Source organism: Burkholderia sp. Se-20373 (assembly GCF_017104705.1).
GTDB lineage: Bacteria > Pseudomonadota > Gammaproteobacteria > Burkholderiales > Burkholderiaceae > Burkholderia.
In genome coordinates this window covers 62,636-75,037 of sequence record NZ_JAAGPH010000003.1, presented here as the reverse complement: position 1 = coordinate 75,037, position 12,402 = coordinate 62,636, and the positions used below count along the sequence as shown (strand labels likewise).

At 67.4% G+C, this 12,402-nt stretch carries 11 protein-coding genes; 5 read left to right on the top strand and 6 right to left on the bottom strand.

The features are described from left to right. Positions 1-94 precede the first annotated feature (94 nt). A complete protein-coding gene (locus G3N96_RS01715; RefSeq protein ID WP_206136013.1) occupies positions 95-1,606 on the top strand; it encodes a PLP-dependent aminotransferase family protein in 1,512 nt (503 codons plus the stop codon). Positions 1,607-1,724: 118 nt separating this feature from the next. On the opposite strand, the gene G3N96_RS01710 is transcribed toward G3N96_RS01715, so the two are convergent. The 3 genes from G3N96_RS01710 to G3N96_RS01700 are packed head-to-tail and all read right to left on the bottom strand — an operon-like array spanning position 1,725 to position 4,957. Beyond that, positions 1,725-3,257 (bottom strand): YfcC family protein, encoded by a 1,533-nt coding sequence (locus tag G3N96_RS01710; protein ID WP_206136012.1) that lies wholly within the window; start codon positions 3,255-3,257, stop codon positions 1,725-1,727. A gap of 30 nt (positions 3,258-3,287) precedes the next feature. Next, positions 3,288-4,061, bottom strand: coding sequence for an IclR family transcriptional regulator (locus G3N96_RS01705; RefSeq protein WP_089459079.1), 774 nt, complete (start codon positions 4,059-4,061; stop codon positions 3,288-3,290). Beyond that, on the bottom strand, positions 4,058-4,957 hold the full coding sequence (locus G3N96_RS01700; protein ID WP_206136011.1) for an N-formylglutamate amidohydrolase: 900 nt from the start codon (positions 4,955-4,957) through the stop codon (positions 4,058-4,060). The genes G3N96_RS01705 and G3N96_RS01700 overlap by 4 nt, the downstream gene beginning before the upstream one ends. Before the next feature lie 349 nt (positions 4,958-5,306). On the opposite strand from G3N96_RS01700, the gene G3N96_RS01695 reads away from it, so the two are divergent. Beyond that, positions 5,307-6,410 (top strand): porin, encoded by a 1,104-nt coding sequence (locus G3N96_RS01695; protein WP_206136010.1) that lies wholly within the window; start codon positions 5,307-5,309, stop codon positions 6,408-6,410. Positions 6,411-6,445: 35 nt separating this feature from the next. Here the strand turns inward: G3N96_RS01695 and G3N96_RS01690 are convergent, their stop codons facing one another. Next, the gene (locus tag G3N96_RS01690) at positions 6,446-7,282 is read right to left on the bottom strand and encodes a DMT family transporter (RefSeq protein ID WP_089462000.1); all 837 of its coding nucleotides are present in this window, start codon (positions 7,280-7,282) and stop codon (positions 6,446-6,448) included. A gap of 115 nt (positions 7,283-7,397) precedes the next feature. Here G3N96_RS01690 and selD point away from each other — a divergent pair, with 115 nt between their 5' ends. The 3 genes from selD (at position 7,398) to G3N96_RS01675 (ending at position 10,449) form a co-directional block, all read left to right on the top strand. Continuing rightward, positions 7,398-8,462, top strand: a complete 1,065-nt coding sequence (gene selD, locus G3N96_RS01685) for a selenide, water dikinase SelD (RefSeq protein WP_206136009.1) — start codon at positions 7,398-7,400, stop codon at positions 8,460-8,462. 72 nt (positions 8,463-8,534) lie between these two features. Beyond that, complete coding sequence (locus G3N96_RS01680; protein ID WP_206136008.1) at positions 8,535-9,125, top strand: LysE family transporter; 591 nt, start codon at positions 8,535-8,537, stop codon at positions 9,123-9,125. Positions 9,126-9,369: 244 nt separating this feature from the next. Continuing rightward, on the top strand, positions 9,370-10,449 hold the full coding sequence (locus G3N96_RS01675; protein ID WP_011353903.1) for a purine nucleoside permease: 1,080 nt from the start codon (positions 9,370-9,372) through the stop codon (positions 10,447-10,449). A 223-nt stretch (positions 10,450-10,672) separates the two neighbouring features. On the opposite strand, the gene G3N96_RS01670 is transcribed toward G3N96_RS01675, so the two are convergent. After that, on the bottom strand, positions 10,673-10,966 hold the full coding sequence (locus G3N96_RS01670; protein WP_042972716.1) for a DUF4148 domain-containing protein: 294 nt from the start codon (positions 10,964-10,966) through the stop codon (positions 10,673-10,675). 407 nt (positions 10,967-11,373) lie between these two features. Continuing rightward, the gene (gene ceoR, locus G3N96_RS01665) at positions 11,374-12,378 is read right to left on the bottom strand and encodes a putative multidrug efflux transcriptional regulator CeoR (RefSeq protein WP_089441543.1); all 1,005 of its coding nucleotides are present in this window, start codon (positions 12,376-12,378) and stop codon (positions 11,374-11,376) included. Between the last annotated feature and the right edge of the window lie 24 nt (positions 12,379-12,402).

Sequence of the window (12,402 nt, the reverse complement as noted above, 5' to 3'; positions counted from 1 at the left end):
AAAAAACGGCCGCGTTGGCAGCCCATGGAGGCGACTATAATCACATTTGGCTCTGGCAATCAGAGCCATTTCAATAAATATTCAGGAGCCAATCATGCGCGCGAGCGTGTTGTCGGACTGGCTGGCGCAGCGCCTCGTGCGCGGCGGCGAACAGCCGATCTACCGGCAGCTTCACCGGCTGCTGCAACAGGCGATCCTGTCGCGCGAACTGCCGGCCGGCACGCGCGTGCCGTCGTCGCGGCTCCTGGCCGCCGAGCTCGGGATCGCCCGCAACACGGTCACGCAGGTTTACGAACAGCTTGCGCTCGAAGGCTACGTGAACTCGGCGACCGGCCGCGGCACGTTCGTCGCCGACAGCGCGCCGGACGAGATCGTCGGCGCGCCGCCCGACGCGGCCGCCGCGCGCCCGGCGCTCGTGCAAGCTTCCGCGCGGCGGCTGTCCGCGCGCGGCACGCGGCTCGTCGAAGGCGCCGGCGTGTCGAAGCGGCAGGGCGGCGCGTTCATGCCGGGCGTGCCCGATGTGTCGCGATTTCCGGCGCGGGTGTGGACGCGGCTGCACAACAAGTACTGGCGGCGCCTGCGTCCCGACCTGCTGACCTACGCGCCGGGCGGCGGCCTCGCGCTGTTGCGCGAGGCGCTGGCCGACTACCTGCGCACGTCGCGCTCGGTGCGCTGCACGCCCGAGCAGATCGTGATCACGACCGGCATCCACCAGTCGATCGACCTCGCGGTGCGGCTGCTGACCGACCCGGGCGACGCGATCTGGACCGAGGATCCGTGCTACTGGGGCGTGCGCAGCGTGCTGAACGTGTCGGGGCTGACGACGCGGCCGATCCCGGTCGACGACGAAGGCATCGCGCCATCGGCCGCCGATCTCGCCGAACCGCCGAAGCTGATGCTCGTCACGCCGTCGCACCAGTATCCGCTCGGGATGGTGATGAGCCTCGCGCGGCGGCGGATGCTGCTCGAATACGCGCGCCAGCACGGCTGCTGGATCATCGAGGACGACTACGACAGCGAATTCCGCTACGGCAGCCGGCCGCTCGCGTCGCTGCAGGGTCTCGATACGGCCGGGCAGGTGATCTATGTCGGCAGCTTCGGCAAGACGCTGTTTCCGGGGCTGCGGGTCGGTTATCTGGTTGCACCGGAACCGCTCGCGGAAAGTTTCGCGACCGCCAGCGCCGAGCTGTATCGCGAAGGGCAATTGCTGCAGCAGGCGGTGCTGGCCGAATTCATCGCGGAAGGGCACTTCGTGTCGCATATCCGCAAGATGCGCACGTTATATGGGCAGCGCCGCGAGGTGCTGCTCGACGCGGTCGCGCAGCGCTACGGCACCACGTTGTACGCGCTCGGCAGCGATGCGGGGCTGCATCTGGTCACGCAGTTGCCGGACGGCGTCGACGATCGCGCGGTCGCGCAGGCCGCGCTCGAACGCAATATCGTCGTGCGGCCGTTGTCGGGGTATTACGCGGATCGCGAACGTGCGGCGTCGGGGTTGCTGCTCGGCTATGCATGCGTGCCGGAGGACGAGATCGCGACCGCGTTCGCGACGCTCGCCGAGGCGATCGACGAGCGGGCGTTTGGTGGGGCGGTCGAGGCGGCTTGAACGGCGTATTCGGTGGCGGTATCGCGTGGCGATGCCCGCCGCGGCCATCGATACCGGACGGCGGCGTGCTTTCCGCACCGCGAAGAGCACGCGCGTTGTGCAGACCCTGCCGCGAACCTCAATACCCGATCCACACCGCGAACGTCAGCACGACGCACGACAGCGCGAGCAGCGTCAGGAACAGCGGCAGCACGAAGCGGATCCACGCGCCGAAATCGACGCGCGCGGTGGCCAGATACGCGAGCAGCATTCCGGACGTCGGCGTGACGAGGTTCGTCAGCCCGCCGCCGAGCACGAACGCGAGCACCGACGTCTGGCCGCTCACGCCGGACAGCTGCGCGATCGGCCCGATGATCGGCATGCTGACCGCGGCCTTGCCCGACACCGACGGAATGAACACGTCGAGCACCATCTGCACCCCCATCAGCCCGTTCGCGACCCACACCGGCGACTGCCCGTCCGCGAGCCGCGTGAAGAAATTGATCAGCGTGTCGAGCACGAGGCTGTTCTGCAGCAGCAGTTCGACGGACGCGGCGAGCCCCATCAACAGCGCCGCGAGAATCATGTTCTTCATCCCGTCGACGAACGCGTCCGCCGCGCTGCGCGAATCGAGCCCGCCGATCACGGCCGTCGCGATGCTCACGAACGTATAGAACGCCGCCAGTTCGACGTTGCCCCATTTCAGTTCGCGCGTGCCGTAGATCAGCATCGCGACCGCCGCGGCGAACACGACCAGCGTCGCCTTGTGGCGCAGCGACAGCTTCGCGGTTGTGTGCGCGGCATGGCCGGCGGCGGTCTGCCCGGCGCGATAGCCGGTGCTGCGCACGTAGCGCAGCAGGTACAGGATGCCGATCGTCAGGAAGACGACGAACACGGCCGCGCGCAGCGCGACGCCGCTGAACAGCGGCACGCCGACCAGCGGCTGCGCGACGGCGAGCGCGAGCGGGTTCGTCACCGACGCGATATAGCCGATCTTCGCGGCGAGTGCGACCAGTGCGACCGCGAACAGGTCGGAGAGCCCCAGGCGCCGCGCGATGACGACCACCATCGGAATGATCACGAGGTACTCGGAGATGAAGCCGAGCAGCGTGCTGCCGAGCCCGATCAGGATCATCAGCATCGGTGTCAGCAGGTACGCATTGTTGCCGGTGAGCTGCAGCAGCCGGTCGATGCCCGCGTCGACCACGCCGGTGCGGCGCATCACGCCGAACATCCCGCCGACGAACATCACCATCACGATCAGCGGCGCGTTCTTCAGCAATCCTTCCGGTATCGCGACGAATGCCGAGGCGAGGCTCGCGGGCATCGCATGCGTGGGCGTGCTGTGGCTGACCGCCGGTGCAACGAGCGTCGCGAGCGCGGTGGTCTTCGGCACCACGTGATAGGTGCCCGGCACGACGAGCCGGCCGTTGCGCTCGAAGCGGCCGGAATCGACGATCCACGTGAGCGCGATCGCGACGGCCAGCACCCACAGCATCATCACGACCGGATGCAGCATCTTGCCGTGCGGATGCGGCGCGCGGCCGGCGTGGGCCGATGCGTCGCCGGGCGCATTGCCGGCCGCGTCGTGGGTCGCTGCGTCAGCCGGTGCGGCGAGCGTGGTGGCGTCGGCGGCGCGTGCGCCGGCAGGGTTCGGAGAAGAGGCGGACATCGGATCCTCGTCGGAGAAGGAAGCGGGCCGTCAGGCCGGTTGCAGCGCGGCGCGCGCCGGGACGTAGCCGAGTTCGGCGGAAATCGCGAGGCTGCATGCCTGCAGTCGTTCGAGATAGTCGGGAATGTCGGCGTGGCTCACGCGCGCCTCGGGCCCCGTCACGCTGACCGATGCGACCGTCGCGCCCGTCAGGTCGCGCACCGGCACCGCGATCCCGACCGCGCCGGGCGTCACCTCGCCGCTGCTCACCGCGTAGCCCTTGCGCGCGACCGCGTCGAGTTCGCCGGCGAGCTTCGCCGGATCGTCGGCGTGCCCGTTTCGGCGCAGTTGCGCGAGATAGTCGTCGCGCACCGCGTCGGGCGCGAACGCGAGCAGCACCTTGCCCGATGCGCCGAAATTGATCGGCCGGCGGTTGCCGACCGCGCCGACGGTGCGCACCGTGTGCGTCGTTTCGCAGCGCGCGACGCACACCGATTCGAGCCCTTCGCGCACGCGCAGCACGATGGTCTCGTTGATCGCCTGGTTGAGCGCGAGCATGTGCCGGTGCGCGGCGCGCACGAGCGCGTTCTGTTGCGACGCGGCCACGCCGATCACGAACGCCTGCGGGCCGAGCGCATAGGTGGACGTACGCGGGTCCTGCACGACGAAGCGGTGCAGTTCGAGCGTGCACAGCATCCGGTACGTGCGCGACTTGTTGATGCCGAGCTGCGACGCGAGTTCGGTCACGCCGAGGTTCGGATGCTCGGCCACGTAGGTCAGCAGCTTCAGTGCGCTGTCGACGGCGTCGACGATATAGGTCGTCATGCGGTGTCTCCTTGCGGCGCGATGCGCGTGCGGACGTAATCGGCGAGTGCGTCGAGATACGCATCGACCGAGCGCTTCAGCGTGGCGAAGCCCGCGTGTTTCGCGAACGCGGCCTCATCCATGTACAGCGCGCGGTTGAATTCGATCTGGATGCTGTGGCGCTGCCGCGCGGGATCGGCGAGCGCGGTCAGCAGGTCGCCGCCCTGGTACGGGTCGTTGACCTGCACGCGATAGCCGGCGTCGGCGAACCACTGCGCGGTCCACGCGGTGAAGGCCGGGTCGGCGGTCGTGCCGCGCCGGTCGCTGACGACGACGTCCGGCCGCCATGCGCCCGCGTCGACGTTCATCGCGTTGCCGCGCGACTTCATCGAATGGCAGTCGATATGCCACAGCGCGCCGTGCGCGGCGTGCAGCGGCTCGGCGATGCCGGCGAGCGCGCGGCGGTACGGCAGGTAGTACGCGTCGATCCGGTGGCGTACTGCTTCGAGCGACAGCTTGCGGTCGTACAGCGGCACGCCGGGCAGCGCGTCGCGCCGGATCAGCCCCATCCCGCGCTGCGTGTACGGCTGCGGCGATAGCGGCTCGGGCCACGGCTCGGCGAGCAGCGTTGCGTCGATGTCCGTTTCCGCGCGGTTCGGATCGATGTACGCGCGCGGAAACGTCGCGCCGAGCAGCGTACCGCCGCGCGCCGGCGTGCCGGCCCACAGTTCGTCGACGTACGCGTCCCACGTCGTGCGGATCGCGTCATCGGGCGCGACGGTGGCGAAGTCCGGCGGATACGCGATGCCGCTGTGCGGTGAGTCGACGACGATCGGCAGGGCCGGCACCGTCGGCGTCGCGACGAAATACGCAGGCGACGCGCCGGCAGTCGCGTTGTTGCAATTAAACGTCAGCATGGGGATCGGGTTCTTTACCTAGTTTATCGAGGCGTCTCGTGCGTTTGTTTTAATCATTAAAACAGCGTATCAATATTTCACAACGACTGAAAATCGCGGTCAAGGGCTTTTTGCGATACCGGGATTGCACGTCGCGATCGGGCTGGAATGCCCGTGTTTATTGGGCTTGTTTCATTCTTTGAAACGCCTGGCGATTCAGGGGTATTCCACTCCCATGTACGATTTTTGGCATCGCTTGACGCTTCAAATCGCCGAATTCGACAATGAATAAGACGATGTTTTATTCAATAAAACACGTGTCGAGCGAGATAAATCGCTCCCCATATTCAATCGACAAAAGGGGTCGGAGATGAAGCGAAAAGGAATGGCGGTCGCGCTGGCGGGACTCGCATCGGCGGCGGGTGCGATGCACGCGCATGCGCAGTCGAGCGTGACGCTGTACGGCGTGGTCGATTCGGGGATCACGTACACGAACAACCAGAACGGGCATGCCGCGTGGCAGGCGACCGGCGGCAATGAGCAGGGCACGCGCTTCGGGCTGCTCGGCAAGGAAGACCTCGGCGGCGGCACGCGCGCGGTGTTCCGGCTCGAGAACGGCTTCAACATCGAGAGCGGCGCCGCGAGCCAGGGCGGCCGGCTGTTCGGGCGCCGCGCGTACGTCGGGCTGGAAAACGACCGCTGGGGCACGCTGACGATGGGTCGCCAGTACAACGCGGCGCAGGAAGTGCTGGAGCCGCTGCAGATCGGCGCGACCACCGCGCTCACGCAGTACGCGCTGCACCCGTTCGACACCGACGACCTGAACAACACGTTCCGCACCAACAATTCGGTGCAGTACCAGACGCCCACCTGGTACGGCTTGCGCGCGGTCGGCCTGTACGGCTTCTCGAATTCGACGTCGTTCGCGCAAAACCGCGTGTGGAGCATCGGCACGAGCTACGAGAACGGGCCGCTGCAACTCGGCGCGGCCTACGTGCGTGTCGATCATCCGGCGCTCGACACCACCGGCGCGGCGGCATCCGACAACTACTACACGTTCGTCAAGGGCGTGACGCGCCAGCAGATCTGGGGCGCGGGCGGTGCGTATGCGTGGGGCGCCGCGACGTTCGGGCTGCTGTACACGAGCTCGCTGTTCAACCTGCAGACCGGCGGCGCGATGCGCTTCAACAACTACGAGGGCAGCGTGCGCTACCTGATGACGCCCGCGCTGCAGTTCGCGCTCGGCGAAACCTATACGCAGGTGCTCGCGTCGCAAGGGCCGAAGCCGAGTTCGCACTACCTGCAGACGAGCGTCGGTGCGCAGTATTTCCTGTCGAAGCGCACCGATGTCTACGTGAACGCGTTCTACCAGCGTGCGTCGTCGAACGCGGTGGCCGCGATCGAAGGGATCTCGAATCCGTCGAGCACGCGCACGCAGATCGTCGCGGTGACGGGCATCCGCCACAAGTTCTGACGCGGCGGCAGGCCGCGGGCGTGCGCTCTTTCTGCTTACAGCCGGATCAGCGCCGCGCCCGCGACCACCAGCGCGCATGCGGCGAGTCGCTGCGCGCCGGGCCGCTCGCGCATCACGAGCCAGCCGATCGCGACCGCGAAGATCGAGCTCGTTTCGCGCAGCGCCGACACCGTTCCCACCGGCAAGTACCGGTACGCGAGGATCACGATCCCGTACGCCGCGAGCGAGATCGTGCCGGCAATCGCGCCCTGCGTGAGCGCGGTGCGCGAGCCGAGCACCGCGCGCGGGCCGCCTCGCACCGCACACACGAGCACGAACTGCGGCACGCTCCACAGCACGTACACCCACGCGATGTAGCCGAGCGCGCTGCCGGATACGCGCGAGCCGATGCCGTCGCAGATCGAATAGGCGGCGATGAACACGCCCGTGAGCAGCGCAAACGGCACGCCTTCGCCGGAGAACCGGAAGCCGCGCCGCAGTGCGAGCGACATGATGCCGAACGACACGAGCGCGATGCCCGCGAAGCCGAACGGCGTCGGCCGCTCATGCAGCATCGCGAGCGCGAGTACCGACACGAGCAGCGGAGAAATCCCGCGTGCGATCGGGTAGATCTGTCCGAATTCACCGCTGCGATATGCGCGCGCCAGCGTGAAGCAGTACGCGACCTCGAGCACGGCCGACCCGGCGATATACGGCCACGCGGCGGGCGCCGGCGCGGGCAGTAGCGCGGCGCCGGCGACGCCGAACACGAAATACGGCAGCGACATCGTGCCGAGCTGGACGAGCCGGTCTTCGCTCACGTGGAGGAAGGCATTCCAGATCGCGTGCAGCAACGCGGAGCACAGCACGAGGCCGATGAAGAGGTGGTCCATGGACGATGCGGCGGACAGGGGCTGGAGCGGAGGCGGCGCCGTCATTATGTGGGTATCGGGCGCACTCGCACGGAATTGTCGATAATGGCGTGTTGTTATTCACCGGATGCCGACCATGACCGAAGCCACTCAAGCCCAGCCTGCCGTTCCGCGCCTCACGAGCCTGTCACATGGCGGCGGCTGCGGCTGCAAGATCGCGCCGGGCGTGCTGTCCGAGCTGCTGAAGCGCGCGACGCCGCCCGCGCTATTCCCGGATCTGCTGGTCGGCACCGAGACGTCCGACGACGCGGCCGTCTATCGCCTCAACGACGAACAGGCGATCGTCGCGACCACCGACTTCTTCATGCCGATCGTCGACGATCCGTTCGACTTCGGCCGTATCGCCGCGACCAACGCGCTGTCCGACGTCTATGCGATGGGCGGCAAGCCGATCCTCGCGCTCGCGCTGGTCGGCATGCCGATCAACGTGCTGCCGCACGAAACGATCGCGGCCGTGCTGCGCGGCGGCGAATCTGTGTGCGCGGACGCCGGCATCCCGGTCGCGGGCGGCCATTCGATCGATTCGGTCGAGCCGATCTACGGGCTCGCGGCAATCGGCGTCGTGCATCCGTCGCGCGTGAAGCGCAATGCGGCCGCGCGCGCGGGCGACGTGCTCGTGCTCGGCAAGCCGCTCGGCGTCGGCGTGTTGTCCGCCGCGCTGAAGAAGAACCAGCTCGATGCCGATGGCTATGCGCAGATGGTCGCGACGACCACCAAGCTGAACCGCCCGGGTGCCGAGCTCGCCGCGCTTCCGGGCGTGCATGCGCTGACCGACGTCACCGGCTTCGGGCTGCTCGGCCACACGCTCGAGCTGGCACGTGGTGCGCACCTCACCGCGCGCGTGCACTATGCGTCGCTGCCGTGGCTCGCGGGCGTCGAGGCGTTCGTCGCCGACGGCGTGTTCACCGGCGCATCGGGCCGCAACTGGGCCGCGTACGGCGCGGACGTGCAGCTGGCGGCCACGCTGCCGCCCGTCGCGCAGGCGCTGCTGACCGATCCGCAGACGTCGGGCGGCTTGCTGGTCGCGTGCGCCCCCGAGGCCGTCGACGACGTGCTCGCATGCTTCCGTGCCGACGGCTTCGACCGCGCGGGCGTGATCGGCGAGATGGTGGACGGGCCTGCGCACGTCGACGTCGCGTGATGCTCACGCGGCACGCGGGATTTTTTTGCGGTCGCTAGAATCGATGCCTTCCATCGAAGGCATCGACGACCGATGAACGACTTCCTGTTCGGGCTGATGATCGCGCTGTCGGTCGGGCCCGTCGCGCTGATGATCGCGAACTACGGGATGCGCGCCGGCACCGCAAGCGGCGTGCGCGCGGCGGTGGGTGTCGCGACGGCCGACGGCTGCTATGCGGTCGTCGCATTCACGCTCGGCGCGATGCTCGCGAGCACGCTCGCCGCCCATCTGTTGCTGTTTCGCCTGGTCGGCGCGCTCGTGCTGCTCGCGATGGGCGCGCGGATGCTGTGGCAGGCGCTGCGGGATCGCCGCCGCACGCTCGACGGTGATGCACGGCCGCCAGGCAGCCGCCCGTTTTCATCGATGTTTTTCGTCACGCTGGCGAATCCGCTCACGATCCTGTTGTTCTACGGCTATGCAACGGCTGCCGCCGGTGCGCATCGGCACTGGCTGCTGGGTGCCGCTTGCGTGTTTGCCGGCAGCCTCGCGGGGCAGCTCGTGTTCGCATTCGGCGGCAGCGTGATCGGCCGGATCGTCAAGTCGCCGGCGCTGCTCGCGGCGAGCCATGTGGTCGCGGCGCTTGTCGTGCTGGCTTACGGGGTGGCGGGGCTGGCGCGGTTGTAGCGGCTGCCGGGTTACACGCGCACGTGCGATCGACGTGCCGGCGTCGAGCAACCGGATAGTATTCCTGATGGTGTGTCGACGCGCGGAGACCATTTCCTCCGTCATTCCCGCGCATACCCGACCCGCACCGACGCACCGTCGCCGTTTCGTAGTCGGGTTCCGCATCGGGCACGCGCGTTCTATACTCCGACGCGCAGTCTACGAGAGCCGTTCTCACCCAACATCATCGAAACAAGGAACGCCGATGCTGACTCGCTCCATTCTTTCCGCCGCTGCATTCTCGCTCGCAGCCTGTGCGACCGCGCCGTCGATCGCGCAGGACAACCAGGGCAACAACGCGGGCAACAATGCATTCGCCGAGACCGGTGCACAGGGCCGCCCGGTCAAGGTCATGATCATCACGATGTTCGGTCCGGAGGGCCAGGCCTGGCTCGACCGGATCGGCCCGTGGCGCGACATCGCCGTGCCCGGCCTGTCGCCCGATTACCCGAACGTGCATTGCAACAAGCAGGACGTGTGCGTGGTCACGACCGGCATGGGCTATGCGAACGCGTCGGCGACGATCATGGCGCTCACGTTCTCGCAACGCTTCGACCTGCGCCGCACGTACTTCCTGATCTCCGGCATCGCGGGCGTCGACCCCGCGCAAGGCACGGTCGGTTCGGCCGCGTGGTCGAAATACCTCGTCGATTTCAGCCTGCAGTGGGAGCTCGACGCACGCGAGATTCCGGCCGGCTGGAATACCGGCTTCCTCGGCATCAACACGAAGAGCCCGAACGACAAGCCGCCGCTCGACTATCGCACCGAGGTGTTCCAGCTCAACCCGCAGCTGACCGACGCCGCGGTCGCGCTGTCGCGCAACGTCGTGCTCGCCGACAGCGCGCAGGCGCAGGCCGCACGCGCGAAGTTCAACTACGCGCCGGCGAACCGGCCGCCGACGGTGATCCAGTGCGACACGTCATCGGGCAACACGTGGTTCTCGGGCACGCTGATCGGCGAGCGCGCGCGCCAGTGGACGAAGATCCTGACCGACGGCAAGGGCACGTACTGCATGACCGCGCAGGAAGACAACGCGACGTACGAAGCGCTCAAGCGCGCGGCGAGCGTGAAGCGGGTCGACCTGTCGCGCGTCGCGGTGCTGCGCACGGGGTCGGATTTCGACCGGCCGTATGCGGGACAGACGAGTGCCGACAACCTGCTGAACTACGCGGACCAGGGCGGCTTCGCCCCGGCGACCGAAAACCTGTATCGCGCGGGCAATCCGCTCGTTCAGGACATCGTGACGCACTGGGGCGAATGGCGCGACGGGGTGCCGCGCCGGTAAGTGCCGGACGACGACTCAGCCGCGATCAATGCGCGTGCGGGGCCGAACGAAACGGCGTCCATACCGGCGTGGTGTCGTCCCAGTGATCGAGCGGCGAAGGGAGTTGATCGTTCATCATGTGCTCCTGCAACTAACTAACTATCTAGCTGACTGACTCGGCGAGTCGTCGATGGTGGGTTCGAAACGCCGCGCGCGGGGCAACCCGTTGCGCGGCGTTGCGCGTTTACCGGCCCCCGCCGGCGAGCTGGTTGCTCTCCGGCAACGAGCGATACGGGCCTTGCGCCAGTTCGAGACCTTGCGGATACGAATTGGCCTTGCGCAGGTACGCGAGCGTGCCGTCCTTGCGTGCCTGCTCGACTTCCGCGCTCACTTCGGCGCGCGTACGCGGGCCGTTGTGTTGCGAGTACCACGACGTGTTGCCGTAGTCGCCGGCGTGCGGTGTGCCGGAATCGGCGAAGGCCGGGGCGGACACCGCGAGCGTGAGGGCGAGGGCGGAGAGAAGATGGCGGCGGTTCATGGCGTAACTCCTGTCTGTCGGAGCTGGCGCTGGAGCGCTTACTCCGGTCCCATCAAGCGGGATCTGTTCGATGCGCAACGAGGTGCGCGACAGGGTTTACTCTAGGTATCTGTTCCGTCGCGATAAATGCGGCAGACGCGAATTGAATTGTCGTGTCAGTGGAACAATCGCCATCCGTACACCCGGCAGGGTTATGCGGAAATCGCTCGAACCCGCTTGCAGCGGGCCTCGCACGGGCGCGACGACGACGCGCGACGACACAGGCGGACGATTGCGTCGCCTGGCACAAAGGTTTGCTGCGGATTCGGGAAGGATCGGGTGCGCCGGGCGGGAAATGGGGTGCGGAGGCGGGACGACACGCGGGCCTGGCAGCCCGCGTGTGCGGTTCAGTTGCTCGGTTCAGGCGCTTACGCGACCCACTCGTTGATGACCGGCGTGTCGAGCGCCGGCGCGCGTTCGGCTTCCTCGAACGTGCGCTTGCTGCACGTCGCGTCGAGGCTGCCCTTGCCGCTCAGCAGCGGGCAGCGGTCGAACACTTCGGCGATCCAGTCGACGAACACGCGCACCTTCGGCGACAGATGGCGGCTGTGCGGATACACGACCGAGATCGGCATCGGCAGCGGCTTGACGCCCGGCAGCACTTCCTTGAGCCGGCCTTCGCGCAGATGCGGCAGCACCATGAAGAGCGGCGGCTGGATCAGCCCGAAGCCTTCGATCCCGCAGGTCACGTACGCATCCGCGTCGTTCACCGACACGATGCCTTCCATCTTCATCTCGACTTCCTTGCCGTCGGTCAGGAACGTCCAGTCGATCGTGCGGCCGGTGCGGCTCGAGAAATAGTTGACGGCCTTGTGCTGGCTCAGGTCGTCGATCGTCTGCGGCTCGCCGTGGCGCTCGAGGTAGTCGGGCGATGCGACCGTCACGCATTCGAACAGGCCGACCCGGCGCGCGACGAGCGACGAGTCCTGCAGCGCACCGACGCGGATCACGCAATCGACCCCTTCCTGCAGCAGGTCGACCGGCCGGTCGGACAGGCCGAGTTGCAGGTCGATGTCCGGATAGCGCGTATGGAATTCGCACAGCGACGGAATCACGAGCAGCCGCCCGATCGAACCCGGCATGTCGATACGCAACTTTCCGTGCGGCTTCCGGTTGTTCGCCTGGAAGCTCGCCTCGGTTTCCTCGACGTCCGCGAGGATCCGCACGCATCGTTCGTAGTACGCGGCGCCGTCCGGCGTGAGCGATAGCCGGCGCGTGGTCCGGTGCATCAGCCGCACACCGAGGAATGCTTCGAGATTCTGGATGATCGTCGTGACGGACGCTCGCGGCAAGCTGAGCGTTTCTGCTGCCTTGGTGAAGCTGCTTGTATCGACGACGCGAGTAAACACCTGCATGGCCTGAAGCCGGTCCATCACAACCTCCGCAATCTAATGAGC

What these genes read in the sequence shown, in the direction of transcription:
- G3N96_RS01690 (WP_089462000.1), bottom strand. Translation starts at nt 7,282, where the DNA reads ATGGACCACCTCTTCATCGGCCTCGTGCTGTGCTCCGCGTTGCTGCAC.
- G3N96_RS01680 (WP_206136008.1), top strand. Translation starts at nt 8,535, where the DNA reads ATGAACGACTTCCTGTTCGGGCTGATGATCGCGCTGTCGGTCGGGCCC.
- G3N96_RS01715 (WP_206136013.1), top strand. Translation starts at nt 95, where the DNA reads ATGCGCGCGAGCGTGTTGTCGGACTGGCTGGCGCAGCGCCTCGTGCGC.
- G3N96_RS01670 (WP_042972716.1), bottom strand. Translation starts at nt 10,966, where the DNA reads ATGAACCGCCGCCATCTTCTCTCCGCCCTCGCCCTCACGCTCGCGGTG.
- G3N96_RS01705 (WP_089459079.1), bottom strand. Translation starts at nt 4,061, where the DNA reads ATGACGACCTATATCGTCGACGCCGTCGACAGCGCACTGAAGCTGCTG.
- G3N96_RS01695 (WP_206136010.1), top strand. Translation starts at nt 5,307, where the DNA reads ATGAAGCGAAAAGGAATGGCGGTCGCGCTGGCGGGACTCGCATCGGCG.
- G3N96_RS01675 (WP_011353903.1), top strand. Translation starts at nt 9,370, where the DNA reads ATGCTGACTCGCTCCATTCTTTCCGCCGCTGCATTCTCGCTCGCAGCC.
- selD (WP_206136009.1), top strand. Translation starts at nt 7,398, where the DNA reads ATGACCGAAGCCACTCAAGCCCAGCCTGCCGTTCCGCGCCTCACGAGC.
- G3N96_RS01700 (WP_206136011.1), bottom strand. Translation starts at nt 4,957, where the DNA reads ATGCTGACGTTTAATTGCAACAACGCGACTGCCGGCGCGTCGCCTGCG.
- G3N96_RS01710 (WP_206136012.1), bottom strand. Translation starts at nt 3,257, where the DNA reads ATGTCCGCCTCTTCTCCGAACCCTGCCGGCGCACGCGCCGCCGACGCC.
- ceoR (WP_089441543.1), bottom strand. Translation starts at nt 12,378, where the DNA reads ATGGACCGGCTTCAGGCCATGCAGGTGTTTACTCGCGTCGTCGATACA.